24 protein-coding genes and 1 tRNA gene are annotated in these 26,387 nt (G+C 57.5%); 5 read left to right on the forward strand and 20 right to left on the reverse strand.

The annotated features are described in order from the left end of the window. The first annotated feature begins 28 nt into the window (after window positions 1-28). Window positions 29-1,822, forward strand: a complete 1,794-nt coding sequence (locus CLOEV_RS00185) for an IS1634 family transposase (RefSeq protein WP_084482124.1) — start codon at window positions 29-31, stop codon at window positions 1,820-1,822. Between the two features lie 360 nt (window positions 1,823-2,182). On the opposite strand, the gene CLOEV_RS00190 is transcribed toward CLOEV_RS00185, so the two are convergent. The 12 genes from CLOEV_RS00190 to ppk1 all read right to left on the reverse strand — a co-directional run bounded on the left by CLOEV_RS00190 (window position 2,183) and on the right by ppk1 (window position 13,681). Continuing rightward, window positions 2,183-2,941 carry an energy-coupling factor transporter transmembrane component T family protein gene (locus tag CLOEV_RS00190; protein ID WP_034441223.1) on the reverse strand — a complete coding sequence of 253 codons (759 nt, stop codon included), beginning with the start codon at window positions 2,939-2,941 and terminating at the stop codon, window positions 2,183-2,185. Continuing rightward, window positions 2,942-3,751 (reverse strand): energy-coupling factor ABC transporter ATP-binding protein, encoded by an 810-nt coding sequence (locus CLOEV_RS00195; RefSeq protein WP_034441225.1) that lies wholly within the window; start codon window positions 3,749-3,751, stop codon window positions 2,942-2,944. Continuing rightward, window positions 3,738-4,583: an energy-coupling factor ABC transporter ATP-binding protein gene (locus tag CLOEV_RS00200; RefSeq protein WP_034441227.1), complete on the reverse strand. Its 846-nt coding sequence runs from the start codon at window positions 4,581-4,583 to the stop codon at window positions 3,738-3,740. Before CLOEV_RS00200 ends, CLOEV_RS00195 begins: the two co-directional genes overlap by 14 nt. Before the next feature lie 12 nt (window positions 4,584-4,595). Further along, window positions 4,596-5,174 carry a tryptophan transporter gene (locus CLOEV_RS00205; RefSeq protein WP_008708563.1) on the reverse strand — a complete coding sequence of 193 codons (579 nt, stop codon included), beginning with the start codon at window positions 5,172-5,174 and terminating at the stop codon, window positions 4,596-4,598. 541 nt (window positions 5,175-5,715) lie between these two features. Next, window positions 5,716-5,792 (reverse strand) — tRNA-Arg (locus CLOEV_RS00210). A gap of 110 nt (window positions 5,793-5,902) precedes the next feature. After that, window positions 5,903-6,598: a S41 family peptidase gene (locus CLOEV_RS15565; protein ID WP_051484744.1), complete on the reverse strand. Its 696-nt coding sequence runs from the start codon at window positions 6,596-6,598 to the stop codon at window positions 5,903-5,905. A 369-nt stretch (window positions 6,599-6,967) separates the two neighbouring features. Next, window positions 6,968-7,939 carry a hypothetical protein gene (locus CLOEV_RS00220; protein WP_008708565.1) on the reverse strand — a complete coding sequence of 324 codons (972 nt, stop codon included), beginning with the start codon at window positions 7,937-7,939 and terminating at the stop codon, window positions 6,968-6,970. Between the two features lie 26 nt (window positions 7,940-7,965). Continuing rightward, the gene (locus tag CLOEV_RS00225; RefSeq protein ID WP_008708567.1) at window positions 7,966-8,511 is read right to left on the reverse strand and encodes a tetratricopeptide repeat protein; all 546 of its coding nucleotides are present in this window, start codon (window positions 8,509-8,511) and stop codon (window positions 7,966-7,968) included. A gap of 42 nt (window positions 8,512-8,553) precedes the next feature. Then, on the reverse strand, window positions 8,554-9,177 hold the full coding sequence (locus tag CLOEV_RS00230) for a histidine phosphatase family protein (protein WP_051484745.1): 624 nt from the start codon (window positions 9,175-9,177) through the stop codon (window positions 8,554-8,556). 175 nt (window positions 9,178-9,352) lie between these two features. Continuing rightward, window positions 9,353-10,438, reverse strand: coding sequence for a glycerol dehydrogenase (locus CLOEV_RS00235; protein ID WP_034441229.1), 1,086 nt, complete (start codon window positions 10,436-10,438; stop codon window positions 9,353-9,355). A gap of 280 nt (window positions 10,439-10,718) precedes the next feature. Next, window positions 10,719-11,621 carry a Ppx/GppA phosphatase family protein gene (locus tag CLOEV_RS00240; protein ID WP_008708573.1) on the reverse strand — a complete coding sequence of 301 codons (903 nt, stop codon included), beginning with the start codon at window positions 11,619-11,621 and terminating at the stop codon, window positions 10,719-10,721. After that, window positions 11,618-13,681, reverse strand: a complete 2,064-nt coding sequence (gene ppk1, locus CLOEV_RS00245) for a polyphosphate kinase 1 (protein WP_174401620.1) — start codon at window positions 13,679-13,681, stop codon at window positions 11,618-11,620. Before ppk1 ends, CLOEV_RS00240 begins: the two co-directional genes overlap by 4 nt. Window positions 13,682-13,990: 309 nt before the next feature. On the opposite strand from ppk1, the gene CLOEV_RS00250 reads away from it, so the two are divergent. Next, a complete protein-coding gene (locus CLOEV_RS00250) occupies window positions 13,991-15,718 on the forward strand; it encodes a PEP/pyruvate-binding domain-containing protein (RefSeq protein ID WP_034441231.1) in 1,728 nt (575 codons plus the stop codon). Window positions 15,719-15,722: 4 nt separating this feature from the next. Beyond that, window positions 15,723-17,477, forward strand: a complete 1,755-nt coding sequence (locus CLOEV_RS00255; protein ID WP_051484748.1) for a PEP/pyruvate-binding domain-containing protein — start codon at window positions 15,723-15,725, stop codon at window positions 17,475-17,477. 88 nt (window positions 17,478-17,565) lie between these two features. On the opposite strand, the gene CLOEV_RS00260 is transcribed toward CLOEV_RS00255, so the two are convergent. The 8 genes from CLOEV_RS00260 to CLOEV_RS00290 all read right to left on the reverse strand — a co-directional run bounded on the left by CLOEV_RS00260 (window position 17,566) and on the right by CLOEV_RS00290 (window position 24,816). Next, window positions 17,566-18,756 (reverse strand): PucR family transcriptional regulator, encoded by a 1,191-nt coding sequence (locus CLOEV_RS00260; RefSeq protein ID WP_034441233.1) that lies wholly within the window; start codon window positions 18,754-18,756, stop codon window positions 17,566-17,568. 28 nt (window positions 18,757-18,784) lie between these two features. Next, window positions 18,785-19,516, reverse strand: coding sequence for a creatininase family protein (locus CLOEV_RS00265; RefSeq protein WP_034441235.1), 732 nt, complete (start codon window positions 19,514-19,516; stop codon window positions 18,785-18,787). A gap of 35 nt (window positions 19,517-19,551) precedes the next feature. After that, window positions 19,552-20,052, reverse strand: coding sequence for a hypothetical protein (locus tag CLOEV_RS00270; RefSeq protein ID WP_034441237.1), 501 nt, complete (start codon window positions 20,050-20,052; stop codon window positions 19,552-19,554). Further along, the gene (locus CLOEV_RS00275; RefSeq protein ID WP_008708586.1) at window positions 20,021-21,592 is read right to left on the reverse strand and encodes a sodium/proline symporter; all 1,572 of its coding nucleotides are present in this window, start codon (window positions 21,590-21,592) and stop codon (window positions 20,021-20,023) included. The genes CLOEV_RS00270 and CLOEV_RS00275 overlap by 32 nt, the downstream gene beginning before the upstream one ends. Before the next feature lie 29 nt (window positions 21,593-21,621). Further along, window positions 21,622-21,759 (reverse strand): hypothetical protein, encoded by a 138-nt coding sequence (locus tag CLOEV_RS16670; protein ID WP_008708587.1) that lies wholly within the window; start codon window positions 21,757-21,759, stop codon window positions 21,622-21,624. Window positions 21,760-21,788: 29 nt separating this feature from the next. Then, a complete protein-coding gene (locus CLOEV_RS00280; protein WP_008708588.1) occupies window positions 21,789-22,931 on the reverse strand; it encodes a M20/M25/M40 family metallo-hydrolase in 1,143 nt (380 codons plus the stop codon). A 194-nt stretch (window positions 22,932-23,125) separates the two neighbouring features. Then, entirely contained in the window at window positions 23,126-23,659 is a 534-nt protein-coding gene (locus CLOEV_RS00285; RefSeq protein ID WP_051484749.1) for a hypothetical protein, read from the reverse strand. Window positions 23,660-24,030: 371 nt separating this feature from the next. Then, window positions 24,031-24,816 carry an IclR family transcriptional regulator gene (locus tag CLOEV_RS00290; RefSeq protein ID WP_051484752.1) on the reverse strand — a complete coding sequence of 262 codons (786 nt, stop codon included), beginning with the start codon at window positions 24,814-24,816 and terminating at the stop codon, window positions 24,031-24,033. Between the two features lie 541 nt (window positions 24,817-25,357). On the opposite strand from CLOEV_RS00290, the gene CLOEV_RS00295 reads away from it, so the two are divergent. Together CLOEV_RS00295 and CLOEV_RS17480 are read left to right on the forward strand one after the other, a co-directional pair. Then, window positions 25,358-26,203 (forward strand): sulfide/dihydroorotate dehydrogenase-like FAD/NAD-binding protein, encoded by an 846-nt coding sequence (locus CLOEV_RS00295; RefSeq protein ID WP_008711993.1) that lies wholly within the window; start codon window positions 25,358-25,360, stop codon window positions 26,201-26,203. Beyond that, on the forward strand, window positions 26,194-26,373 hold the full coding sequence (locus CLOEV_RS17480; protein WP_425393589.1) for a hypothetical protein: 180 nt from the start codon (window positions 26,194-26,196) through the stop codon (window positions 26,371-26,373). The genes CLOEV_RS00295 and CLOEV_RS17480 overlap by 10 nt, the downstream gene beginning before the upstream one ends. The last annotated feature ends 14 nt before the right edge of the window (window positions 26,374-26,387 follow it).

Genomic DNA, 26,387 nt, shown 5'->3' on the forward strand with positions numbered 1-26,387 from the left:
TCTCCCGGTTTTTAGATATAATGTCTTTATGTATATAAGAGCGAATAAATCACCCAACAGCCCAAGGAAGGCAATACAGATCGTTGAATCGGTGCGGCACGGTAAGTCTGTCTCGACCCGGATCATCCAGCATATTGGCGTGGCTTATTCAGATGAAGAGGAGCAGCAGATGAGGGCTCTTGGAGCTAAGATCATCGAATCTCTGGAGCAGGAGAGGGCAAAGAAGGCTTCAAGCCAGACTCTTCTTTTTGAACCTTCCGTCGAGGAGGCGGAAGAAGGGATCTGCAGATATGAACGCCCGGTCGAAGATGGCGCGTATATAAAGATCTCGGATATGGTGAATGAAGCGACGATCATAGAGGGGCCGATGAACGCGGCAGAAAAGCTGTACGATCTTTTGGGGTTGGACCATATTTTCAAAAGCAGCGCGCGTGAGATGGGCAAGGTCTCTCTCTTGAAGCAGGCGCTTGCCAATACTATGGCTCACCCCTCCAGCAAGCGTGGCATGGTGCAGTGGCTTCGCGAAGCGTGCCGCAGCGAAGTCTCTGTGGACCGTATGTATCGACTCATGGATACTCTGTGCGAACGGGAAGAAACGGTAAAGAGGATAATAAAGAGCCAGACAGAGGGTCTTTTCGCGTCAAAACCGACGCTTATCCTCTTTGACGCTACCACACTATATTACGAGAGCTTTAAAGAGGACGGTCTGCGGCAGTGTGGTTACAGCAAAGACGCAAAATTCAAAGAGACGCAGATAATAATGGCGCTGGCGGCGACGACGGAAGGGCTGCCGCTGTGGTATGAAATATTCCCAGGGAAAACGTGGGAAGGAGATTCAATAAAGTCGTTCGTCTCAGACTGGCGCAGAAACGTTTACGAGGAAAGCGGAGGCGTAGTGGTAGCCGACAGCGGCATGCTTACCAAAGAGAATATGGCAAAACTCAACGAAGAAGGGCTGAACTATATCGTAGGCGCCCGCCTCAAATCGATGAAGAAAAGCGAGAAGGCAGAGATACTGGAGCTTTCGTCCTATACGTCGTTTACAGCGCCGGTTCATTGTTTTGACGAGGCAGACTCAGTTTCAGACACAGAAAACAAACGTATCCTTAAATACAAAGTAATGAAGCTGGAAGGCGGACGGAACCTGCTTGTCACCTGGGACAGCAAAAGAGCCGAAAAAGACGCCTGCGACAGGGAAGAACTTCTCACAAGATTGGAAAAGAAACTTAACGGCAGCGGTAAAGTAAAAGGGAAAAACCTCATAGGCAACAGAGGGACCTCGCGCTTCCTTAAAGTTGCGGAGGGAGAAAACGAAGCCAGTTACGAGCGTGACACGGTAAAAATAGAACAGGACGGCAAATGGGACGGCCTGCACGGAATAATGACCGATCTGCCGCTCGGGACGGAAGAAGAGATAAGAGAGGCGCTCTCCCGCTACCATTCATTATGGAAAATAGAAGAGAGCTTCCGCATATCGAAGAGCGACCTTAAGATCCGTCCGATGTATCATTGGACGGAATCCAGGATACGCGGCCATATAGCGCTCTGCTACATATCCTTTGCGATGATGAGGCAGCTTCAGAAGAGACTGCTTCTTCAGCAGCAGGACCAGATGAGCGTGAAGCGAATCAGGGAGGCATTGCTCGGCGAAACGTCTGTAATAATAAGAGACAAAAGCAACGGAAGGCGTTTGCGCGTCCCGATGGAACAGACGTCAGAGATGAAAAAGATAAACAAAGTGCTTGGTATCAAACGCACCACCGTTCCGAGAGAAATAACGTCCATGGTCCAGTACAGGAACCGGTATAACTCCGTACAGTAAAGAAGAGCGTAAAAGAAGCGGAGTCCTCATAATTCATAATAATGAAAAACACAAGGTGCTGCATGCCCTACTAGTAAATGTAGTACCTTGTGTTTTTGAAAAGGCTTGATATCACCGGATTCGTGAGACAAAAGTGCCAAAGTCGGGAGAAGTGCCGTAGGCTAAATAAGCCGGTCTCTGAGTACCGGAGCCGTATTCTCCATACGGCGATTGCAAGGCAATGTTCCCCGCCATTGGCGGGGAACTCTTTTCAAATTATCCACATTGCCGCGGCATGCGGGTGCGTTTGCCGCAGGACACTCAGGGGCCGGCTTATGACGCATACGGTGCTTATTCGTGCCGATTTTTATAAACGCCGATTTACAGGATAAAGGCGACAAAAAATCCTACCGCGCTCACCGCGGCGGCCGCTGCCTCTTTTATACCGACGGGGTAGCGCTTGTAGCCGCTCTCACGGCGGCGCAGCTCGAAGCCGCGCAGTTGGGCGGCGACGGCGCTGTTTTCTATTTTACGGACGCAGGAAAGCAAAAGCGGCAGGCAGAGAGGGACGATGAGAGCCGCCTTTTTCAGCGGGTTGCGCACCTCGAAGTCTATCCCGCGCGCGCGCTGCGCCTCCATTACCTGAGCCATTTCCGAGGCTAGGGTGGGGATGAATTTAAGCGTCGCGGTCAGCGCGAAGGCGTACCGGTAGGGCAGGCGGCAGTTCTGCACGAGGGAGTTCGCGAGGTCGCCGCGCTGCGTGGCGGAGAGCGCCAGCATCAGCGGCAGGGAGGCGGCGATGAGCTTTGCCACCATCAGCAGCGAAAAGCGCAGCCCTTCGTCGGTGATCATCAGCGGCCCCGCCGCAAAGATCACCTGTCCGCCCCTCGCGCAGAGAAGCTGTATCACGAACAGCAGCGTTGATATTTTTACAAGCAAAAGGGCCATTGACAGAGCCTTCCTGCCGAGGCCCGAGATCGCCGCGGCCGCGACCGTCAGCGCCGCGATAAAGAGCGCGCCCGTGATGCTCTTCACGGCGAAGGCGGCCATGCCCGCCGCGAAGGCGATCAGTATCTTTACCGAAGGATTCAGGCGGTATATGAAACCGTCGCCGCCCGCGCAGTCAAAAAGTCCGTTCATCTATGCCACCATCCTCTTTTTTCTCTCTTTTATGATTTCTGCCATCTCGTCCACAGAACCGGCCTTCGCGAAGTCACCGCCGAGAATATCGGCCAATTCGCGCATTTCGGTGCGGCGCAGCGAGGATCTCTCCATAAGCTCCCCGTCTGACAGCAGCTCCGCCGCCGGGCCGTGAGCCCTCACCGCGCCGCCTCCGACAACCAGCATCTCGTCGGCGGTCTCTTCGGCAAGCTCCATGTCATGCGTTACCATCAGCACCGTCGCTCCCCGCTCCCGCGCCTCTCTCAGCTTACGGGCGACGAAGCCGTACTGGCGGCAGTCGAGTCCGGATGTCGGCTCGTCGGCGATCAGAATCCTGGGCCTGCGCGCCAGCACCGAGGCCAGCGCAAGCATCTGACGTTCGCCCCGGCTCATGTAGAAGATCTCCTGATCCGGTGAAAATCCGAACTCCTCGATCATCTCCGCGGCGGCGTGTTCGGCCTCTTTGACGTTGGAACTTATGCAGCGCAGGCCGAACATTATCTCCTCATAGACGGTGGCGCGGCAGATCTGGCGGTCGGGATTCTGGAACAAAAAGCCGGTGAACGCGGCGAATGCGGCCCCCTTTTCCTTTGAGGTGCAAAGGCCGTTGCTTACGATCTCCCCGCCCGTGGGGCGCAGCAGCGCCGCCGCGAGGCGGCAGAGCGTCGATTTACCCGCGCCGTTCTCGCCGGCCACGGCGGTGAAGGAGCCGTCCGCGAGATGGAAAGAAATGTTTGAAAGCAGCGGGCCGTCTCCGTAGCTGTATGAGACATTCCTAAACTCTATCATTGCATATCCCCCTCACCATCGCCGCCGCCCGCGGGATATCGAGCGGCATGTCCCCGTCGTATAGCCCCTCCGCGCGGAGCCGCGCGCCGAGCTCTATCCGGCGCGGGCGCATGACGCCGGCCGCGGCGAGCGCCGCCGTATCGTTCATCACCTGCTGCGCCGCGCCGCAGAGAAGCGCGCCTCCGTCGTCCATCACGATCATCTGTGTCGCGAAACGGCAGAGCGTGCCCACCTTCTGTTCCGCCGCGATCACCGTCATGCCGCGTGAGTTGAGCGCGGCAAGGGCGTCGTAGAGGCTCTCGGTAGCCGCCGGGTCGAGCTCGGCGGAGGGGTTGTCAAGGATAAGCACCTGTGGCGAAAGGGCCAGCATCGCGGCAAGCGCGGTCTTTTGCCTCTGCCCGCCGGAGAGAGAAGATATCTTCCGTCCGCGCAGCGGCGAGATGGAGAGCATCTCAAGCGCCGCCGCGAGGCGCGGCTCGATCTCTTCGCGCGGCACGGCGAAGTTTTCCAGGCCGAAGAGGAGCTCTTCCTCCACCGTTTCGCAGATCATCTGGCTCTCGATATCCTCCCCGACGAAACCGACGATATGCGCGATCTGCTGCGGAGCGGTGTCGAGCGTGTCCAGGCCCCCCACCTTCACCGCCCCGAAGAAACGGCCGCGCAGGTAATGGGGCACGATCCCCGCCATCGCGCGAAGCAGCGTGCTCTTCCCCGAGCGGCTCGCTCCCGTCACTCCAACGAAAGCTCCGCGGGGAATGCGCAGCGAGATCTCGTTCAGCGCGCGCCGCTCAGAGCCGTCATAAATGAATGAGAGGTTTTCGACGGAGATCATCGGGCGCCGTCCCTATCTTGCCGCCGCGCGCATTTTGAGGGCGGCGGAGACCGGTATGTAGAGCACCTGTACGATTATGCTGTTTACGGCGGCGGTGCCGAAGATTATCCCCGCGAAGACCGCGAGCGGCGCGGGGGCCGTCGTGCCGCCGGAGAAGAAGAGCGCGTAAAGCAGCGCCATGAAGACGCCGCCGCTCACCACCGTCGTGACGAAGGTCGAAACCGCCGGCATGAGGAAGCCGCCAGCGCGGCCGTCCATCCTGGCGAAGAGCGCCATTACAAGCGCCCCCGCCAGCTCGCTGGGGAAGTTGAGATATGGTGTGCCGGGGAAAAACTGGCAGACCGCGCCCGCGAGCAGCCCGATTATCGCCGCCTCCTTAAAACGCGGCCGCACGAGGAGTATCGCGAGGCAATACATGGCGATGATGAAATTCGGCTTCATCCCCGCCGAAAATATCGAACCGATGAAAAACTTCATCACCGCCCCCGCCGCCAGCAGTACCGCCACCAGCATTATCTGTGCCACGGAAAGCCCCGCGGACCTCTCTTCCACCATTGCCGTTCTCTCTCTGCCTGTCTCTGTGCTGTTCATTCTTATCTGTCCTTTCTGATCTTGTCTGTTCTAAAATCTCTTGTCTATAAAAAAATCTGTCCTTCGGCATGGATCTCTCTCATGCCGAAGGACAGATTGATTTTTATCTGCGGTGCCACCTTCGTTGGCCGTATACACGGCCCGCTCGCAGAGCGCTAACACGCTCCCGCGCTTTTAACGCCGCGCCCGCGTCGTACCATACTCGGGGAAACCCCTTTCCGTACGCCCTCTGCGGTCCATTTACCCCTCTGCCGTTCCCGCGGTTTCTCACCATCCCCGCTCTCTGTAAGGCGCATATAGAGATTTTATCTCCGCCTCATCGGTTTCCGTATTCAACTTGTGTGTGAGGATACTACCGGGAAAATAATTTGTCAAGCAATTTGATAATGTTTTTCCGCTGTTAATTGCACTGTTAATTGCACGTGATTTAGCGATGCAAATTTCGCACCCGCAGCGTACCTGAAGAAAAACACAATAAGAAAACGGGGCTCTCCGAAAAAACCGGAGGCCCCGAAAGTTGTTGCTATCGCAGATTTTTTAATGGCGGGCCCGACCGGAATTGAACCGATGACCTACTGCTTAGGAGGCAGTCGCTCTATCCAGCTGAGCTACGGGTCCGCTTGCACAAACATTAGTCTATCACGACTTCCGCGGTTGGCGCAATACTTTTTACAAAATTTCGCGGCGTTCCGGCTCCGTTCACCGGTACCGGACGGCGCGCCGGCCGCTTATAGCTTGATGTTGGCCGTTTTCTGCTTTCCGCCGTCGGAGAAGGTGATCTCCACCGCCGCGTCGGCGTCGGCGCGGCCCTTTATGTATGCGCCCATCTGTTCAACTCCGACCTGGGCGGTGCTGTAGCCGTCGATCTTATAGAGCACGGCCCCGTTTTTCAGCCCCACGTAGGCTGCCGCCGTCGCCGGCGTCACGTCGCGCACGAGCAGGAAACCTTCGGGGCTGCGCGCGTCGTCCGCAACGGTAAAGCCCATCATCCTGGCGGCGCTCTTCGCCGGCGCCGCCGGCGCGGGAGGTGTGTACTGCGCGGTGCTGCTCTCCGAAATACTGTACTGGGGAGCGTTCACCGTCACGGTGACGTTCTGCCGCGACTGGTCCACGGTATAGAGTATCGTTAGCTCCTGCTGAAAACCCGCGACTTTGAGCACGCTGACGGGGGTGCGGGCGTCAAGAAACGTTGCCTGCCCCTGCGCCTGCCAGTAGCTGTTGAGATCCTGCAGGGCATATTCTGGCCCAGCCTGCGATATTATCTGCATCACGTGGGCGCTCTGCGTCGAGGCGATGTCACGGGCGGCGTTTTGGACCTCCGCGACCTTACGTTCGTAGGCCTGCTGCTTGGCGATCGCGTTCGCCTCGGCCTGCGCCTGCGCCTGGTTATTCAGCATCGTGCCGAGGAGCACTCCGATCCCCAATCCCCCGCTGAACCATCCGGTATCCCAGCGATAGCTGTCGTATCTGTGATATCTGTCGTATCTTGGCGGCGGTGGCGGCGGAGTCGGCCTCCATCCGGGTGCCGGTCCCGGCCTGTATCCCGGAGGGGGTCCCGGCGGCATCGGACGCGGCGGCATCGGGCGCGGGGGAGGCCCTGAACCGGGCCTGGGTCCCGGGGGCGGTCCCGGTCTGGGTCCCGGTCCGGGGCCTGGTCCTCCGTTGTGATGCGGCGGGGGGCCGGGCGGGTTCGCGGCGGCCGCCGCGGCGAAAATAAGCGTCATGAGCAGCGCCGATATTATTTTTTCACAGCATTCATCTCCTTTTCGTTTTTCACGGGTTTACTCTGTTATTCAGTCCTCTTTGTAGGAGGCCGTCAGTTTATGGAACGCTTCAAGGTTTTTCGGTATATTTTTGCGCGCGATGCCCACCAGCAATGTCACCTTGGATGATTTAAAAATCACCGCCTGGTAGATGAGGGACTGCGGTTCCCCCTCGGTATAGGCTACGGTGACGATCGCCGGCAGCCCGTTTACCGTCTCCTGCGTCCGGGATATTATCTCCAGCTTCGCTCCCCGTTCGACGTCGGCGATGTGTTCTTCCGCAAACGATCCGCGTTTTTCCGTGGGGATGTATTGGCCGGGAACGTGCGAGATGACATAGAGAGCCTGGTCGGGGTCCTGTGTCGGAATGCGCCCGTCCTTCGTGTATATCAGCGAATCCTGCCGGAAACCCGCGATGCGGAAGGGCGTTCCCTTCGTATTGACGTTTGCAGGCAGCGTGGCCGCCGCGGCCGGCCGTCCCGTTCCGTCCGCGGGCCACCAGGAGCTCTTTATGGTGTCCAGCATGGCCTGCGCCGCTTTTGTGTCTTTGGCGTTGTAGGCTCCGCTTATCATCCAGCATGTATCGGCCCCGCGGTCGACGATGAGCACCCATTTCCCGATCACGGTCTTGCCGTTGGGCTGGAATATTTTGAGAAGTTCCGCCGCGCTGCCGTTCCAGATGAACGAGGAGCGCGACTTGACCTCCATATTTCCCTTCTTCAGGCAGTCGTTGGTTATCTCATCCAGCAGCCGCGTGTAGGGCATATGGAGCAGTACGGCGTCCAGCGAGACCTTTTTAGCATTGTCGGCGACGCCTGATTCCGTTTTTTTGAAGTTGTAGCCCGCGCGCGGCACCACGGCGACGGGGATCTCAAAGTAGTTTTTATGAAGAGGGCTCTTCGCGACATCCATCGCTTTCGGCACGGAAGCGCCGGAGGCGGGAAACACCGTGAATCCAAGCAGCAAAAGCGCCGCCGGGAGCCCTTTGTATTTTATCCGCATACCATTTTCCTTTCGCCGGGCGGCAGTTAGTCTTCGGTTCCGGGCACGGCGTTTTTCAGCGCGTCAGGGATGCCGCCGGGAATGATCTTTTTCAGGAGCTCGTCAAAGAAACCTTTCACGGCCCCCGTCTGGATCGAACTTTTCAGTTCGTCGGCGTATCCCTTCGCCTCTTCCGAGCCTATCTCCTCAAGCGCCGAGATCTCGGACCTGGCCGCCCCGAAGTTCTTTTCGTTGACGTATATTTTTCCCAGTTCGTACCTGGCGGCGGCGTTTCGCGGCTCCAGGGAGATGACCTTTTCAAGGCTGCCCTTAGCCGCCGTGATGTCGCCGAGCTTCAGGCGCGCTTCGGCGAGGTGAAAGAGCACCGCCGCGTCGGGGCGCAGCGAGTAGCGCGCCGCCTTTTCCAAACAGAGCGCGGCCTGGGTGTAGTCGCCTCTCTCCAGGCTGGCCAGCCCCTGCTCGACGTTATGTTTTCTCAGCGTGCCTATCACGAGCCACGCCGTCGCGGCAAGCATCGCGACGACGATCATTATCACCAGGACCGTCGTTATACCGCCCCTATTTTTTCTCATCTTACCGCCGCCTCCTGTTGGGCGCAAAGGCCCCGGATGTTTTTACACCGCCGCTTTGAGCAGCGGCAGCCAATTGTACTGATACATTCGCATACGCCCGTTCGCCGGCTCCAGTACGTGGATGCCGCAGTAGTCCTGCGAGAAGAAAAACATGTCGTTGAGGTCGAGGCCGAAACAGCGCGCCATTATGCTCCATATCGCCGCGCCGTGCGCCACGATGAGGATGGCGCCGCTCCGGCGGGCCGACAGTATCTCCTCAAAGGCCGGCACCGTGCGCCGCTGCAGCTCGCCAAAGGTCTCGCCGCCGGGAGGAGCGACCTCCGCGAACTTCACGCCGCGCGCCTCGTATATCTCGCGGAACTGCTCCCGCACCTCGTCGTAGCCGCGTCCTTCCCATTCCCCCAGGTTTACCTCGCGCAGGGCGGGGACCGTCGTTATCGGAAGGTAGGGCGCCACTAGCCGGGCCGTCTGCTGCGCGCGTATCATATCGCTTGCGTACAGATAATCAAAGGTAATTTTACCTTTCAGATATTCCCCTACCTCTTCCGCCGCCGCGATCCCCTGGGCGGAGAGGGGGTAGTCTGTCTGTCCGTAATATACCCGGCCGTTCATCGGCAGTTCGGGCTTAGCGTGCCTCATCAGGTATACGCGCCTTTTTTCAGCCATAACTTTTACCCTTTCAGGGCCTCGGGCCCATTTCATTCTTTATACCGCTCCATTTTATCATCACGTTGTGTGTTTTTTATGGCCTCGGCGTAAATCCGCGGCGCAAAAAGGCAAAAAAGGGCCCTCCGGCGCGATTGGGCCGAAGGACCTTTGTCGGTCTTTTATGCGGAAGAGCTTATTTGCCTTTGTAGAAGCGGCCGAGCGCGTCGGCGCCCATGATCGCCGCGTAGACTTTGTCCGGCGTCACCTCGAAGGGCATGTTGTGGATCGTTTCGGCGGGAGCGCAGGTCGCCTCCGCCGCCGCCATGATCTCTTCGGGCTTCGGGTCGGTGATGCCGATATCCTCAAGGCAGACGGGCAGGTCCACGTCGAGGCAGAAATCGATGACCTCTTCGATCTCCTTGGTCGGCGCGTCTTCAAGCACGAGCTGGACAAGCGTTCCGAAGGCGACCTTTTCGCCGTGGTAGAACTGGTGGCTCGCCTCAAGGACGGTCAGCCCGTTGTGTACGGCGTGCGCCGCGGCGAGCCCCCCGCTCTCAAAGCCGATGCCGCTGAGGAGGGTGTTGGCCTCGATGACGTTTTCGACGGCCCTGGTGCAGACGTGGCGTTCGACGGCGAGTTTCGCGCGCAGGCCGTTCTCGATCAGCGTGTCGTAGCAAAGCTTCGCAAGCGAGATCGCGGCGTTCGTCGCCTTGCCGCCGGCGCAGGTGCCGGAGTCGGAGGCCTTTACCGCGCGGGCCTCGAAATAGGTCGCCAGCGCGTCGCCCATGCCGCTGACGAGCAGGCGGGCGGGCGCCGCCGAAACGACGTCGGTGTCGACCAGCACGAGATTCGGATTCGCGGGCAGGAAAAGGTACTCCTCAAAGACGCCCTCGTCGCTGTAGATGACGGAGAGCGCGCTGCAGGGGGCGTCGGTCGAGGCGATCGTCGGCACGATGACGACGGGCTTCTTCGCGTAGTGGGCGACGGCCTTTACGGTGTCGAGTATCTTGCCGCCGCCGACGCCGATGACGACGTCGCAGTCGCCCATCTTCCCGATGAGGCGGTTTATCTCCTTTTTGCTGCACTCGCCGCAAAATTCTTCAAAGAGCGGCGTCGTCGCGCCGAAACTCTTTGTGATGGGTTCTTTTACACGTTTCATGCCGGAGGGGCTTACCAGAATAAACGGCTTCGAGCCGAGTTTTTCCACATAGCCGCCGAGCTTTGAGAGCTCGCCCTTGCCCTGTACATATTTGCCGGGAGCGATAATGATGTTTGACATAAAAATCATCCTTTCTCAAATTGATAAGTCATCTCTATGCTACATAGGAGGGAGGCCGCAGCCTCATTTCCCTTCGTCGCGCTTTTAATATCGATTATATTTTATCGATATCAACGAGTATATTTAAATCTTTCGTACCAATTGTGTCAATATTCACTTTTATATAGCGCTATGCCATTATCGCGATAGCAATTTTTTGCAGATGAAACAGAAAACAGGAAAAGAAATCAGAGGGCTCCCCGGAAGGCTCGCGCGTCCCGGGGAGGCGCGGGACAGGTATTTATCTGTTTTTTACCGACTGCTTGGCGTGGAGGATGGAGATGATCCCGTCCACCAGCCCCACCTGCGGCACGATTATCGTCGGCGCGCGGCAGAGTTTGCTGACGGTGAGGAATATTTTCAGCGCCGGAATGATGACGTCGGCGCGGTAGGGGTTGAGTTTGAAGTTTTTTATCCGTTCCTCAAAGGTCATTTTTTTCAGCGTGTCGTAGAGCATCCTGAGCTCGACGAAGTTCAGCGGCTCGCCCACCCGTTTGTTGAGCAGCTTTTGCGCCTTGTTTATGTTGCCGCCCGAGCCGATCATGCGCAGATTCTGATATTTATCGCCGATCTTTCGCAGCTCGCTTTTGAAGAGTTCTTTCTCCTCCTCTTTGACGGCGTTTTTCAGCATGCGCACCGTTCCGAGCCGGAAAGAGTGAGACTCCGCGACGCGGCCGCCGGCGTAGACGACGATCTCGGTGCTGCCGCCGCCGACGTCGATGTGGAGGGAATCTTTCCAGTTTTCGCCGCCGGCCGTGGGAACGCCCGCCGCGTATATTATTTCCGCCTCCTCAAGGCCGGATATCACCTCCACGGAGATGCCGCTCTTTTCCCGGATCTCCTCGAGGACCTCGCCGCCGTTTTTCGCTTCGCGCATCGCGCTGGTGGCGCAGGCGCGGTAATCCTTCACATCGAAGGTCTTCATGAGATGGGCAAAGCCCTGCATCGCCTCGCAGAGCAGCGCGCGCCTGCGCGAGCTTATCCGCCCCTCGGTGAAGACGTCCTCGCCGAGACGCACGGGTACGCGCAGGAAAGCGACTTTCCGGCATTTCTTCGCGTCGCATGATTCTTCTATATTGCAGATCAGAAAGCGGACGGCGTTGCTCCCGATGTCGAGCGCCGCTATCGTATTCATATCTCTCATTGTTCTTCGTCCCCCTTTTCGGCGGCTTTCTTGTAAAAATCATGGAGGGCCAACTGTGAACGGCATCTCTCTTTCCCTTCGCCCTTTACGTATTCGTTGGCTCCAAATACAGCCATGTCCCGGGCCTTGACGTTGTCGCCCCATTGCATTTCAAAGACCTTTTTCAGCTGTCTGCGGATGGCGGGATCGTAGACCGGCGTGCCGACTTCGATGCGGCGGTTGAGGTTCCGCGTCATCCAGTCGGCGCTGAGAATAAAATATTTCTCCTCGCCGCCGCCGCAGAAGATCGCCATCCTCGCGTGTTCAAGGTAGATGTCGATGATGCTTATCACCCTGATGTTCTCGCTGAGGCCTTCGACTCCCGGCTGGAGGCAGCAGGCTCCCCTCACGATGAGGCTTATCCTGACCCCGGCGCGGCTCGCCCTGTATAGCAGGTTTATCATTTCCGGGTCGGTAAGGCTGTTGAACTTCGCCTTGATGTAGGCCTTCCTGCCCTTTTTCGCCTGTTTTATCTCCTCTTCCGCAAGCTCCTCGAAGCGGGCGCGCATATTGTAAGGCGCGACGAGGAGCTCCTTACAGGAAAGCGGCTTGTGCGAGACGATGGAATCAAAGACGGCGCGCGTCTCAGATACGATCTCGCGGCGGCAGGTGAGCAGGCCGAAGTCGGAATAGATCTTCGCCGTCGATTCGTTGAAGTTGCCGGTGCCGATATAGGCGTAGCCTTTGACGCCGCCGCGCTCACGGCGTTCTGCGAGTATCAGCTTGCAGTGCACCTTCAATCCGGCGACGCCGTCGATGACGCGCACCCCCGCGCGCTGGAGGATGTCGGCGTATTCGATGTTCTGCCCCTCGTCGAAGCGCGCGAGCAGCTCCATGATGACGGTGACGCGCTTGCCGTTTTTCGCCGCCCCGATGAGGGCGTTTATCACCTTGGAATGCTCCGCCGTCCGGTAAAGGGTGATGGAGATGCTTTCCACCTTCGGGTCGATCGCCGCCTCGCGCAGGAAGTCTATCACATGGTTGAAGGTGTGGTAGGGGAAGTGGAGCATCACGTCGCGCTTCGCGGTCGCCTTGAAGACGCCGGCGAAGGGCGCGATCGCGGGGTGGCGCATCGGCGCCGGCAGCTTCTCTTCGAGGCGCGGACAGACGCGCGGGAATTTCATGAGATCGCGCTTGAGATGATAGCGTCCGCCGGGGTCGAGAGAGGGGCCGAGCTTCAGGGACAGCTTGGATACGATCAGTGAGAGGAGGTCCTCCGGCATATCGCGGTCATAGATCAGCCGCACAGGATTGCCGCGGTACCTGTTTTCGATGCCCTCCTCCATCTTTTCCATCAGGCTCTTGGAGATGTCGCCGTCCATCTCGATCTGCGCGTCGCGCACGACGCGGAAGGTGTGCGCGCTGATCGTCTCACAGCTGAACATAAAGAATATCTCGCGCAGACAGAGCCGGATTATGTCGTCAAGAAAGATGATGTCGCGGCGTCCCTCCGCCGAAGGCAGCTCGACGAAGCGCGGGCAGGCGCTGCTCACGGGGATCTGAATAAAGGCGTAGCGCACATTTTTGCCCTTGCCGCCGGTCATCTTCACCGCCAGGTAGATATCGCCGTCGCCGATAAAGGGCATCTTCGTAGTCTTGCGGATCAAGAGCGGCACGATGCGCTCGCTGACGACGGAGGCGTAATAATCGGCGCAGAACTGCTCCTGCCCCTCCGTGAGCCGCCGCTCGTTCACCACGTTTATCCCGATCTCCGCCATCTCCGCGAGAATGCCGTAATATATTTCGTCAAACTTTTCCTGCGACTCGGACATACGCGCGTAGAGCAGGGGCAGGACCTCGGCTGCGGCGCGCGCCTTAGCGGCCTGCGCCCCCTTGAGTCCTTTGAGGCGGCTCAGGCGTATCAGCTTCGCGACGCGCACCTTCACGAATTCGTCCTGATTATTTGAAAAAATCCCGAGGAACTTGAGCCGCTGCATCAGCGGCACGCTCTTATCCTGCGCCTCCTGCAGCACGCGGTCGTTGAAGACCAGCCAGCTCAGCTCTCTGTTGTTCATTATCATCGTCGGATCATCTCCTGTCTGGAGCCTCTTCTCTAACATCATTATCACCATTATTATCTTAAACCACGCAGCAAAGCGCACAGTAAAAAAAACGTTAAAATATTGTTGCGTTTATGTAACTTGCGCCAGCCCCCTTTGAACCGCGGCGCCCGGCGGACGGGACACGTTTCCCGGCGCGGCGAGATCGCGCGAACATTTCATCATGTTAAATCTGTGCTTTGAAGAAATTAAAATATAGTCTATAATAATGAGTTACAATGACGGAATTTTTAGTCATGGGATGAGATGGAACCTGTTAGGAGGGACGCTATGAATTACGGAGATTTCTATAGGAGTTTCGACCCGGCCCCATTTTATGAAGAGCGCGGCTGGCTGATCGGCGACGGGCGTATCGGGGGAAAGGCGAAGGGGCTCTCTTTCGCGCACCATATTCTGGAAAAGAACGGGCTGCTGGAGGACGTGCATCTGCCAAAATATTCCTTCGTCATCACCACCTCGGTCTTCGACGAATTCATGGAGCAGAACAACCTCTGGGAGAGGCTGATGAATCTGCGCGCGCACTCGGACGCGCCAGAGCTTTACAAAATATGCGAGGCGGCCAGCCTGCCGCCCTCGCTCGACGGGCCGATCGAAAAGATACTGGACCTGATAGAGGTCCCTATCTCCGTGCGTTCCTCCTCGACGCTTGAGGACGACGTCAACCTCTCATTCGCGGGAAAATACGCGACGCGCTTTTCATCCAACGCCGGTTCGCGCGAAGAACGCCGCGCCGAACTCGTAAGGGCGATAAAGATCGTCTACGCCTCCACCTACAATCCCGCCGCGCGGGAATACAAACGCAAGCACGGCATCCAGTGGGGAGGGGAGCGCATGGCCGTCCTGATCCAGCCCATCGAGGGACGCCGGTACGGGAACATGTTCTATCCCGAGCTTGCGGGAGCCGCCTTCTCGAAGGTCTTTCGCCGGCCCTCGCCGCGGATCAGGAAAGAGGACGGCGTCGTGCGCATCTGCTTCGGCCTCGGCACCCGCACCGTCGACAGGGCCTACGCCAGGACATTTTACCTGACAAACCCCAACCTCCGCCCCGAGGGGACGAAGCCCCATGAGATAGTGACCCATTCGCAGGAGCACTACGACTATGTCGACATCGAGCACCGCAAATTCACCTCGCAGCACATTTCCGTCACCATCAAGGACATCCTGAAAAAACACCGGATGGCTCCCACCTACCTGCAATGGTTCGACGACAACGCGTTCCACTGGATACACACAGATCCAAGCAACATGAACGCTCCGCGCCCGGTCTTCACCTTTTCCGAGCTGCCGAGCCGCTGCCCCAAACTCTTCACGCGGCTCAAGAAACTCCTTTCGCTGTTTGAAGAAGAGCTCCAGCTCCCCGTGGACATGGAGTTCGCCTATGAGGTGAGCGACGACCGCTTTACGCTCGTGCAGCTGCGCCCTCTCTCCGTCTACGACGACAAGGGGCGTGTGGAGATCCCCGACACGCCGCCGCGGAAGACCATCCTGCGCGGCGACCGCATGGTCGCCAACGGCAGACTGGAATGCACGCGGCACATCGTCTTCGTCGATCCGGATATTTACGGCAAGCAGGCGGACTTCGCCGACATCGCGCGCGCCGTGGGAGAGATAAACGACAGGCTTGACGGCGAGCGCTACATCCTCGTCGGCCCGGGCCGCTGGGGCAGCTCGAACCCGCTGCTCGGCGTGCCGGTGCGTTACAACGAACTCTCCAACTCCGGCTGCCTCGTGGAGCTCGGCATCCCGCAAAAGGGCATGGCCCCCGAGCTTTCATACGGGACGCACTTCTTCCTCGACCTCGACGGGGACAACATCCTCTATCTGCCGGTATTTGACGGCGTGAAAAACAACGTATATAACAGAGAGTGGTTCGAGAGTCATCCGTGGCAGACGATATCACACCCAGCCGTAAGACACTACGAAGGGTGCTTTGACGTACTGCTCGACGGAGACACGGAGACCGGAATCGTAATAGACAAGACCCCGGAAGGCAAGTGATAACATGACCTCTGCAGACCGAGCAAGAGAACTCTACTTTGAATGGCAGCCGCATGACGACCCTGAGTTCGCACCGCTGATCTGCGGGCGCGGCACGATCGGGGGAAAGGGACGTTCGCTGCTCTTCGCGCTGCGGCAGCTTCGCGACAGCGGCGACGAACAGATGAGCAGGACGAAGGTGCCGCGCTCCATATACCTCAGCATCGAGATCTTCCACCAGTTTCTCGAAAAGGTGCCGCGCCTCGGCACGCTGCTCGCGAACAACGATCCGCAGGAGATCGAGCGGGTCTTCCTTGAGACGCCGCTGCCGGAGACGGCCGGCATGTACATCCGCACCTTTCTTGCGGATATGCACGACCCCGTCGTCATCCGCAGCTCAAGCCGGCTGGAGGACGACGTAAAACATTCCTTCGCCGGCAAATACCTGACGAACTTCCTCGGCAACAACTGCGGGAACCTCGAGGCGCGTGCCGCCGCCGTCGAAAACGAGGTGCGGCGCATCTACTCGCGCACCTTCTTCCCCGCGGCCGCCGACTACCGGGCGCGCCACGACCTCGGCGACGACGATATGGGAATAATCATCATCCGCATGGCGGGCCGCTGGCGAGGGCGTTATTACTACCCGACGATGGCCGGCGTCGGCTACTCGCAGAACTTCCGCCGCTGGACGACGCGCGTAAAACAGGACGACGGGCTTGTGCGCATGGTCTTCGGCATGGGCACGATGAGCACAAAACGCGGCTACGCGCGCACGGTGTCGCTGACCAATCCGATACTGCGCCCCGAAGGCTTCGCCCCCGAGAGGATATCGGCGATCGCGCAGGAGTCCTTTCACGTCATCGACGAAGAGCGCCCCAACCAGATAACGACCCTTGATATCAAAAAAGAGTGGAAACAGCTGCTCACCTACCATCCCGATTTTGCCGCCTACGCGCAGATATACCGCTGCGACGAGGGCGAAGGCTGCTTCTTCCAGATAATGAAAAATATGGCCTCGCTCTCGCCGGGAACGAAGGTCTGCTTCACCTTCGACAGCTTCCCGCGCATGTATCCGGACTTCTACAAACGCATCAAAAAGACGCTGAAGCTGCTGGAGGGCAAGATGGGCGTTCCGGTCGACATGGAATTCGCCTTTGAGCCCACGGAGGACTCCTTCTGCCTTATCCAGGCGCGTCCCTTCTGGTCCAACAACCACCTCGAGGGCGGCATCCCCGCGCTCTCGCCGAAGCAGATCCTGCTGCAGGCCGACCGCATGGTGACACACGGCGCGATACCGCAGATAACCAAGATCGTCTACGTGGACTTCAACCTATACTACGCCCAGCGCGACTTCTACGGCACGGCGCGCCTCCTTGGCGAGCTGAACAGGGCCTCGGACGGAGAGCCCTACCTCCTCGTCGCCCCCGGGCGCATCGGCTCCAGCAACCCCGAGCTTGGCGTGCCGGTACAGTACAGCGAACTGACGAACTGCCGCGGCATGGTGGAGCTCGGCATCCCGCGCCTCGGCTTCATGCCGGAGCTCTCCTACGGCACGCACTTCTTCTCCGACCTCGAAGTCGACGGCGTCCTCTACATGCCCGTCTTCGCGGGAGAGGACAGAAACATCTTCAACACGGATTGGTTTGAAAGCAAAAGCTGGGAACCGTGGTGCAGCCCGGCGATACGCGTCTACCGCGGCAACTTCGCCGCCTACATGGACGGCGAGACCAACCGCGGCGTGATCGTCGACAAAGACATGGGAGAAGAGAACGGCGGCTGACGGCAAAAATTTTAAGCGGCGGCCCCGGCCGAGCCACCCCCAAAGGGAGGCGCGGCCGGGGCCGTTGTTTGGCTCACGCCTTTTTATCTTATAAGCCGCGGGCGGAATTCAAATATTCCAACGGAGAGAGCGAGTAAGCGTATATATAGAAAATGACCGTTAGTTTGAAACGGACCTCGGGATCGTCAAGGTTTTTGCCCAGCAGTGCCGCGATCTTGTTGTAGCGGTATTTCATCGAGTTGTAATGCAGCCAGAGTTCCTTAGAGACGGCGGTGAGGTTCCAGCTGTGGCAAACAAAAGTATGGAGCGTCATCATCAGGCGGCTCTGATGCGTTTCGTCGTACTTTATTATCTCCTTCAGGCAATCGGCGGCATAGGCGCTAAAGTCGGCGGACTCCGACAGCGCGGCAAAAACCCGCCAGAGGCCAAGCTCTTCCCACCTAAGGACGGGAGGAACGGCTCCGCGTATGAGGCCGTGTTTCACCACAAAGAACGCCTGCGAGAGGCAGCGCGGGATGTCGCCGTATGACAGCCCTTCGCCGCTCCAGCCCCAGCATATTCTGCCCTCGGAAGATATCTGTCCCTCTCGCGCGGAATGTTCCCATAGTGTGATAAGGTTGGTAACGATAGTTTGACGCATTCCGCGGCCGTTATGGAAGATGATGAAGTTCTTTACCCGTTCGTCCCCGGAGACAAAAAATTTGACGCCGGCGCCCTCCGCAATACCGCGAAAGCGCTCCAACAGCCTGGCCTCCGCCGGGCCGCCGAGCTCCGAGAAGAAGGATGCCGCGCAAAACCCTTTCGATAGTTCAACGCCGCCCTCTCTGAGCATTCCAAGGCAATACGCTTCGTCTTCCTCTTTGGCGGCAAAGAGCTTCGCCGTGAAGGAACTTTCCTCCCCGCCATCGGCCAGGCAGCGCGTGAATTTACTGAGATGGCAGACCGCCAGCGCATCGGCCACAAAGGGAGCTTCCGCCTGACAGGCGCACTCACTTCCGGCGGGAGACGCGGCTACAAGCCAGCCAAGCCGGCATGACTGCCTAGTCACCTCCCAGGCGGAATAGATGCGCAGCAGCTCCATGACCGGATATAGCTGAAGCTCTTCATAAAACTGCGGTTCGCCCCGCGTACAGCAGATAGCTTTAGTGCGCGCGTCGATATAGGCAAAATCGAGGCCGCTCCAGTCACGAAAAAGCGAGAGGACGCGCTGAATGTCGCCGCTCTCAAGCGCGGTGCGCATCGTATCCCGTAAAAAGCGGTCACGATCTTTCTCCGGCAACGTCCCTCACTCTCCCATACTCTAAACTCTAATTAAATCGTTCCCTTATTATTGGAACAAGCCCTTTAACGACTTCGGAGACCAATCGTTCGCCGATCTCCGCCGACGCGCCCTCAGCCGGCGCATACATGCCGGACGGCGGACGCACCTCCTGCGGCTGGGGGAAAATTTTATAGGGCAGCGGTTTAGGAATGACGCCGGCGTCCGCCAGATCCGCCCTCACTAAATCGGGATAAAGGGCGAGCATTATGGAGGTCTCCGTGAGCGCCGCGTGCTCGGCAACCCAGCCGGGCCATCGATCGGCGAAGAGCTCGCTGATAAGCTCGTCCCCGATAAAATCCCACCAGTTGACCGACATCACCCGAACATCATCGCGCCCCTCCGCAGCCAGCTCTATCCCCTCGAGAATGAACGAATAACTTTCAAGATGACCGTTCAGCAAGACGACCTTTTTTATCCCCTGCCGAAAGAGACCCTTTATGATATCACGAACCACAAACGTGAGGGTATTCCCGTCAAAGTTCAGCGTACCGCGCCAGCCGTCGCTCTCTTTCGCGTAAGTATGGAAAAGAGGCGGCAGCATCACAAGCCGCCCGGCCACATCGCCGGCCCCCGGAAGAGAGGCGATACGGTCGGCCATCCCCATCGCGATATAGAGATCGGTGCCGGTGGGGAGGTGCGGTCCGTGCTGCTCGACCGAACCGCTCACGATCAGAGCGATCATCTCGCCGCGCTCCGCCTCGATCTCCTTCCAGGTCATATCAGTCCAACGCCGCAGATTATCACGCAAAAAAATCACCTTTCCTTGATACCCTCATTAATGGGGATTATTCCATACTCTCCTGTAAGCGTATCGAGCGAGATACCGCTCTCCGAACCGTTTGAATAACGTACGCGCCAAAGCGAGCACTCCTTATACACCAGCTCGATGCCGTTGATCGTGTAACTTATATCGGACCAGGCGCGCGCCCGTTTTTTCATGCCGAACCTTATCATCTGTGACAGCCGCGCGCCGTCCAGTTCATCTTTGGCGATATGAGGGGAGACCAGCTCATCTTCGTCGGCCTCCGTCTCATAGATGCCGCCCGGAGGCGGGAATCCCGCCCCCGAATTCACCGCGTCGACCGCCAGAAGCAACCGTTCCCTGCGCGGAGCGATAAAAGGAAATTTTACCGAGACCGCCAGATCAAGAAGCCAGTACGGATAAAAATATCGTCCGAACTCGCCGGCCTCACAGGCATTCCCCGCGACCTCCGCGGGAAGCTCAGTTACCCGCCGGTGCCAGCACCTTATCAAAAAACTCCCTCCGTTCGTTCACGGCGGCGCGCGCCTCACAGCTGACCGCGGCGGACGCGCCGGCGGCGACGGCCTTAGGGACATCGCCGTATTCGGAGGCGGCATCAAACAGCGCCAGCGTCTGTTTATGCGGCGGCTCCGTAAACAGCGAAACGACGACCAGCACCGCCACTGCAACGACAAGCCCTGCGATAAAGGGGTGCAGCCCCAACAGGTTCCAGTTGCCCAAAGTCGCTCCGACATAGATAAAGAGCGAGCATATCATACTGGCGATGACTCCCGCGGCGGTCGTGCGCTTCCAGAAGACCGAGAAAAGATTCGGTACTCCGAAGGCGAGCGCCATCCCGCCAAAGACAAAGATCACGATCGTGAAGACAAGCGCCGGCGGATTCATGGCGACGATGAAAGAGAGCACGGCGACGAGGAGGACAAGCACCCTCGAAATAAAGAGCCGCTTCTTTTCCGGTATTTCATGCTTTGAAAAACGGTTGAGCAGATCATGCGCGATCGTTGAAACAAGAAGCAAAAGGAAAGAGTCGGCGGTCGACATCAGCGAGGCGACGGCGGCCGAGCTCAAAAAGCCGGCCCAGAAAGGCGGCAGCACCGAAAACCAAAGCTTTACTCCTGCCTGCTCCACATCGGCAAGCCCCTCGCCGAGAATTACCCTCGCGAGGCTCCCCGTCATGTAATAGACAAAACTGAAAAGCACGACGAAGACCCCCGTTATAAGCATCGCCTGGCGCGCCGTGCTCGGATTGCGCATGGAAAAGTGCTTGATCGTGATATGCGGCATTCCAAAGCTGCCCATAATAATAAGAATTATCGGCGTGGCCGCCGCAAGCAGTCCGTAATAGGCCATATCCGGCCCCCACGGCGTGACCAGCGCGGGGTTGACGGCGCCAAGTTTGTCGTTCAGCGCGGCAAAACCCCCTACCTTGAAAAGGGCCACCCAGAAAAGCACCTGCGTTCCGGCGAACATCAGCAGTCCCTGAATAAAGTCCGTATAGACCACCGCCAGGTAACCGCCCATGATGGTATAAAGAAGGACGACGACGCAGCCGATCAGCATGCCGGTGAAATATTCCGTACCGAAGACGACGCTCAGCAGCTTGCCGGAGGCGGTCCACTGTGCCACCAGGTGCATACTCACCGTGAGCAGGATTACCAGCGCGGCGATCACGCGCAGCGCCGGGGAGTTAAAACGTTTTTCGTAATACTCCGGCAGCGTGATCGCGCCAAGCAGCTCGGAATATTTTCTCAGGCGGCGTCCAAGAAGGCCGAAACTCATCGCGTTGCCCGGAGCGTCTCCCGTCGCCCACCAAAGCACCGAGTACCCGCCGGCATACCCGAGTCCCGGGGCCGCCGTATAAGTATATCCGCTCATATAAGACGTTATCAGGGCAAAAGACGAGACCCATGGTCCGATCCTTCTCCCGCCGATAAGAAAATCCTCATAAGTATTGCCGATCCTCATAGTGACTACGCCGACGAGGCATATCGCCGCCAAATAAATAAAAAACGAAACCAACGCCCAATTCATAAAACTACCTCCTTAAACTCAGTGACCGTTTAGCCGGCTTTTTTCCCAGCCTCTTTTTCCTTTTTCCCCATATAAAAATACAGCGCGACGATCAACACCAGCACAAGCGCCTGACCGGCGAAGAGCATCCAGGTCCCGGACTGCCAGAAGATCTCATTTCCACTCATATCTCTCTCACCCCCTTTTTCAGCAAAAATTATTCCGACATATATTTTTCATATATTTTCTGAGCGGCACACACCTTGCTCATATATACATATTCATCCATCCTGTCGTCAAAGACCCGCTCCCCCGGGCCAAGGATCACAAAGGGGACGCCGAGCTCCTTGACAATGACCGAAGAATCTGAAAAATAACCGAGCCCTGACCGGGCGTTCTCGATCCCTTCCCGCCGGCAGATGGACTCGATTCGCCTGACGATAGGGGAATCGGCGCTCACGCCGACCGGCGGCCGCGCATTTAGAATGTCATAATCTATCGAAAGCCCCGGGACCTCTTCCGTCATCTCCGCGATCAGGCGGTCTGTATCCTTAATAAAACCGGCAAGATCAACGCTTGGTATCAGCCTTATATCGATATTTCCGCACGCCGATTCCGGCAGGATACATACTTCTTTTTCGCTTGTGGAGACCCCGGTCAGATATACGGTGGAGCCGCCCAGCAGGAAATGCGGGCGCGCCTCTTTCAGGAGCCCCTTAATACGGCGGACAAATTCCAGCAGCCAATAAAGCGCGTCTATCCCTTTTTCCGCTTCGAGCACATGCACGCGACGGCCGGAGACCCTGGCCTTCATCCAGACCGCCCCCTTTTGCGCGGTCGCGATGCCAAGCCCGGTGGGGTCCGCGAAAATAACCTCTGATATTCCATCGAGGAAACCACCCTCCAAGAGCGACCTGGCGCCCATTCCGTCGTCGTCGCCGCCCGCCGTGAAACAAAGCAGCGTATCCTCAAAAGGCGGACATTTTTTCTCAAGCAGCGAAAGCGCCGCGGCACAAATTGCGGCGACGCCGCCCTTTGAACTTGAAGCGCCGCAGCCATATACCTTTTCCCCGTCAAAATCGGCGGCAAACGGAGCATGGCGCCACCGCCGCGGTTCAAGCGGACTCACCGTATCCAGGTGGGCCATCAAAGCCCTCTTCGCGCCATTCCCGTCTCCCTTCAGCGAAAGTACGAGCGACGCCCTGTTGTCCCCGTGCCGCACGATATTGGCGGCCGTACCGTAAGGTTCGAAAAGCGAAACAATATATTTGACGACATCGAGCTCGTCGCCCTCTGGCAGACAAGAACGGATGCGTATCAGATTTTGCAGTATCGTCAGCGTCTTTGCCGAATATTCCATCTATCCACGTCGCCTCCAAACGGCGGCCCATCTTAGGCTGCCAGTTATTTAAGAGATATTAAATATAAATTTAAATTTTGTATATAGAGGTAACTTATAAATATATTTGGCAGTCGCTTACATATACGGACAGGCCGCCGCCCCCCTGGAGAGGGGGCGGCGGCTCGGCGATATCCTAATTTGAAGGCAAAAAATCAGGGCAAATCTATGAGATTGTCATCTGTGCCGAATTCCATTTCGGCGGGGCCGGAAATCATTTTGAGACTTTGGTTCGCCTCTATCTCCGGCAGATAATTTTCTGAGACCCAGATATGGTCAAGCTCCAGGGTGTTGTGGATTCTCACTATCCGCACGTCTTTTATTTCCGTCTTGCCGCAGGCCGAGGCCGCCGCGTAGATCGTATCGGAATCGTTGTTCATCACCATCGGGATCTTCGCCATGCAGAGCGGCGAGGAGAGGCTGTTGGTGTATGTGGCGGCGAGGTCGAGCTCCTCGGCGAAACGCCTGCAGACGAAATCGGCGATGCCAAGCCCCGCGGCGTTGCCGTGGCTCATCTCCGTCATACGTAAAATAGCTATTTTTTTCGGATGCGGATAGCCCTCCATCTGTTTTTCCGGCGCGAAGAGAAAGCGTCCCGTAATATTGGGGTCCATGCCGGCTCCGCTTATCTCCTTGCCGTACTGGTCGACGACAAGCGTATCTATATCTTCAAAAGCGATCTTCGGCATAGCCGCGGCAGCCTCTTTAAGCAGTTCCGGCTCGCGGGCGAGGACAGAAACATCTTCAACACGGATTGGTTTGAAAGCAAAAGCTGGGAACCGTGGTGCAGCCCGGCGATACGCGTCTACCGCGGCAACTTCGCCGCCTACATGGACGGCGAGACCAACCGCGGCGTGATCGTCGACAAAGACATGGGAGAAGAGAACGGCGGCTGACGGCAAAAATTTTAAGCGGCGGCCCCGGCCGAGCCACCCCCAAAGGGAGGCGCGGCCGGGGCCGTTGTTTGGCCGCGGCGACATTCACGATATGCCGCGATACAGGCGTTGACTGATTCCGCCATCTAAACGCGGCAATACCGTCTGCTCCGCATAGGTAAAAATCAATCCATACCTACCCTGAACGATTCCTCCACGCGTCTGCACGCCGAGATCAGGGCCGGCGCGACTTCGAACATCCGTTTTTCCGTGAAGCGGAACGACGGCCCCGCGACGCTGATGAAAGCCACCGGCCTCTTATCATATATTATCGGCGCCGACACGCCGTTTTCTGATTCGCTGAGTTCGCTGAGGATCATTCCGAAACCGCGTTCCCGCGTTTTGTTTATCTCTTCGATAAGCTGTTCCCTGTCCGTGATGGTCTGCGGTGTGAAGGGCGGCCGCGGGAGGGCGAGAAACTTTTCCAGCTCCGCCTCGGAAAGGAAGCTCAGCGCCATCTTGCCGTTCGAGGTCCCGTAGAGCGGCGATGTGGTGTTAATGTAATCCCGCAGCCGTATCGAGAGCGGCGACTGCACCTGCGCGATGGTGACAGTGCAGTTATACTTCGGCACCGCCAGAAGCACTGATTCCTGCGTGATCTCCGCAAGCTCTTCCATCGCCTGACGGGAATGCCTGATGATCGGTTCGTTTTGCGCCGCCGCGTCCGCGCAAAGCAAAACGGAGCTCAATCCGAGCTGGTAACATTTTGTCGAAACGTCGCGGTCTATAAAGCCGTTATTCACGAGCGTTGACAAAAGCCGCCACGCCGTGGTCCTGTTGAGCTCAAACTCCTGGCATATCAAACCTATAGGCACAGGCCCCTTTTCCGCCGCAATATACTTGAGTATCTGCAGCGCCCTGTCCGCCGTCTGCGCGCCGCCTGCCGCGCAGGCGGGCTTGTCCTTGTTCAAAAGCACACCCCCACAACACAATTTAGTTTATTCTAATACAGAGGGGGCCTTTTGAAAACAGAACGTTTGCGCAGAACAAATCATATGATAAAGTTGCCGCGATATGAATTGTTCATAGGCGAAACGCTCTCTTCCTACAGCCCTGACGGCAGCCGTCCGCACACGGCGCGGGATGAGATACCCTTGTTGCATTTTTTGTTTCAATAAAAACGACTTACAAAAAACGCTCTGCATTGACAAACAAAAGCTGCAATGATAATATCACATTATTTCAAATAACGCACTATATATTTATATATTGAACATATAAAAATAAGAACGATAAAAATCGATAGCAACCAAGATAAGGAAACGGCAAATATATCGTTCGGAACGGCGTTTGTTCCGATTCTATCACATATGCGCAATGTAAATATATTTAAAATTTAACGCCGTAAAACTTTTGAAAGTTTAATATGGATAGACAACGGCGGCCCAAAATCACGCTGCGCGCGGGCGGAGTCGCGATTTTTTAAGAATATATACTTAGAGGAGGTACATCATGTTCAAAATCGTATCAAAGCAAAAGCTTGCGCCGAAAGAATTCGACATCTGGGTCGAAGCTCCGCGCATCGCCGACCACGCGAAGGCGGGACAATTCGTCGTACTGCGCGTCAATGACCATGGAGAGAGAATACCGCTCACCATCGCCGATTATGACACCGAAAAGGGGCTTATCCGCCTCATCTTCCAGGTCGTCGGCAAGACGACCGCGGCGATGTCGGGCCTCAATGTCGGCGACTGCATCCAGGACATCTCCGGCCCTCTCGGCTCGCCGAGCGAGATCGAGAACTACGGCACGGTCCTCATGGTCGGAGGCGGCGTAGGCATCGCGGCCCTCTACCCCATCATCAAAGCCCTCAAGCTCGCCGGCAACAAAGTCATCACCATCCTCGGCGGACGCACCTCGGACCTCGTCATCATGAAAGACGAATGCCGTAAGTATTCCGACGAACTCATCATCACCACCGACGACGGCTCCGAAGGCATGAAGGGCGTCGTCACCGAAGCGATGAAGATGGTGGTCGAGCGCGGCGACAAGATCGACCGTTCATGGTGCATCGGCCCCTCGATCATGATGAAATTCGGCACCAAGGCCGCGAAAGAACTCGGCCTGCCGATATGGGTGTCGCTCAACCCCCTGATGGTCGACGGCACAGGCATGTGCGGCTGCTGCCGCGTAACGGTCGACGGCAAAATATTCTTCGCCTGCGTCGACGGTCCTGAATTTGACGGGCACAAGGTCAACTGGGACGAGTTCATGAGCCGCCTCCGTCAGTATAAAGATGAAGAAAAAATCTCAATGGAAAAATATGAAGCAGAAGTAGGTGAACCGACATGGCTGTAACATTCTCAAAGTGGAAGACCCCCATCAAAGAGCAGGACGCCGAAGTACGCAAAGGCAACTTCGGCGAAGTCTGCCTCGGCTACTCCCTCGAAGAGGGGACAGATAGAGGCGGGACGCTGCCCGCAGTGCAAGACGAAGCCCCTGCGTCGCCGGCTGCCCTGTCAAGATAGACATCCCCGCCTTC

Origin of the sequence: Cloacibacillus evryensis DSM 19522 (assembly GCF_000585335.1) — a bacterium.
Classification (GTDB): domain Bacteria; phylum Synergistota; class Synergistia; order Synergistales; family Synergistaceae; genus Cloacibacillus; species Cloacibacillus evryensis.

Excerpts from the sequence above, each read along its gene's own strand:
- CLOEV_RS00185 (WP_084482124.1), top strand. The coding sequence starts at position 29 with ATGTATATAAGAGCGAATAAATCACCCAACAGCCCAAGGAAGGCAATA.
- CLOEV_RS00190 (WP_034441223.1), bottom strand. The coding sequence starts at position 2,941 with ATGAACGGACTTTTTGACTGCGCGGGCGGCGACGGTTTCATATACCGC.
- CLOEV_RS00195 (WP_034441225.1), bottom strand. The coding sequence starts at position 3,751 with ATGATAGAGTTTAGGAATGTCTCATACAGCTACGGAGACGGCCCGCTG.
- CLOEV_RS00200 (WP_034441227.1), bottom strand. The coding sequence starts at position 4,583 with ATGATCTCCGTCGAAAACCTCTCATTCATTTATGACGGCTCTGAGCGG.
- CLOEV_RS00205 (WP_008708563.1), bottom strand. The coding sequence starts at position 5,174 with ATGAACAGCACAGAGACAGGCAGAGAGAGAACGGCAATGGTGGAAGAG.
- CLOEV_RS00220 (WP_008708565.1), bottom strand. The coding sequence starts at position 7,939 with ATGCGGATAAAATACAAAGGGCTCCCGGCGGCGCTTTTGCTGCTTGGA.
- CLOEV_RS00225 (WP_008708567.1), bottom strand. The coding sequence starts at position 8,511 with ATGAGAAAAAATAGGGGCGGTATAACGACGGTCCTGGTGATAATGATC.
- CLOEV_RS00230 (WP_051484745.1), bottom strand. The coding sequence starts at position 9,177 with ATGGCTGAAAAAAGGCGCGTATACCTGATGAGGCACGCTAAGCCCGAA.
- CLOEV_RS00235 (WP_034441229.1), bottom strand. The coding sequence starts at position 10,438 with ATGTCAAACATCATTATCGCTCCCGGCAAATATGTACAGGGCAAGGGC.
- CLOEV_RS00240 (WP_008708573.1), bottom strand. The coding sequence starts at position 11,621 with ATGAGAGATATGAATACGATAGCGGCGCTCGACATCGGGAGCAACGCC.
- ppk1 (WP_174401620.1), bottom strand. The coding sequence starts at position 13,681 with ATGATAATGAACAACAGAGAGCTGAGCTGGCTGGTCTTCAACGACCGC.
- CLOEV_RS00250 (WP_034441231.1), top strand. The coding sequence starts at position 13,991 with ATGAATTACGGAGATTTCTATAGGAGTTTCGACCCGGCCCCATTTTAT.
- CLOEV_RS00255 (WP_051484748.1), top strand. The coding sequence starts at position 15,723 with ATGACCTCTGCAGACCGAGCAAGAGAACTCTACTTTGAATGGCAGCCG.
- CLOEV_RS00265 (WP_034441235.1), bottom strand. The coding sequence starts at position 19,516 with ATGACCTGGAAGGAGATCGAGGCGGAGCGCGGCGAGATGATCGCTCTG.
- CLOEV_RS00275 (WP_008708586.1), bottom strand. The coding sequence starts at position 21,592 with ATGAATTGGGCGTTGGTTTCGTTTTTTATTTATTTGGCGGCGATATGC.
- CLOEV_RS16670 (WP_008708587.1), bottom strand. The coding sequence starts at position 21,759 with ATGAGTGGAAATGAGATCTTCTGGCAGTCCGGGACCTGGATGCTCTTC.
- CLOEV_RS00280 (WP_008708588.1), bottom strand. The coding sequence starts at position 22,931 with ATGGAATATTCGGCAAAGACGCTGACGATACTGCAAAATCTGATACGC.
- CLOEV_RS00285 (WP_051484749.1), bottom strand. The coding sequence starts at position 23,659 with ATGCCGAAGATCGCTTTTGAAGATATAGATACGCTTGTCGTCGACCAG.
- CLOEV_RS00295 (WP_008711993.1), top strand. The coding sequence starts at position 25,358 with ATGTTCAAAATCGTATCAAAGCAAAAGCTTGCGCCGAAAGAATTCGAC.
- CLOEV_RS17480 (WP_425393589.1), top strand. The coding sequence starts at position 26,194 with ATGGCTGTAACATTCTCAAAGTGGAAGACCCCCATCAAAGAGCAGGAC.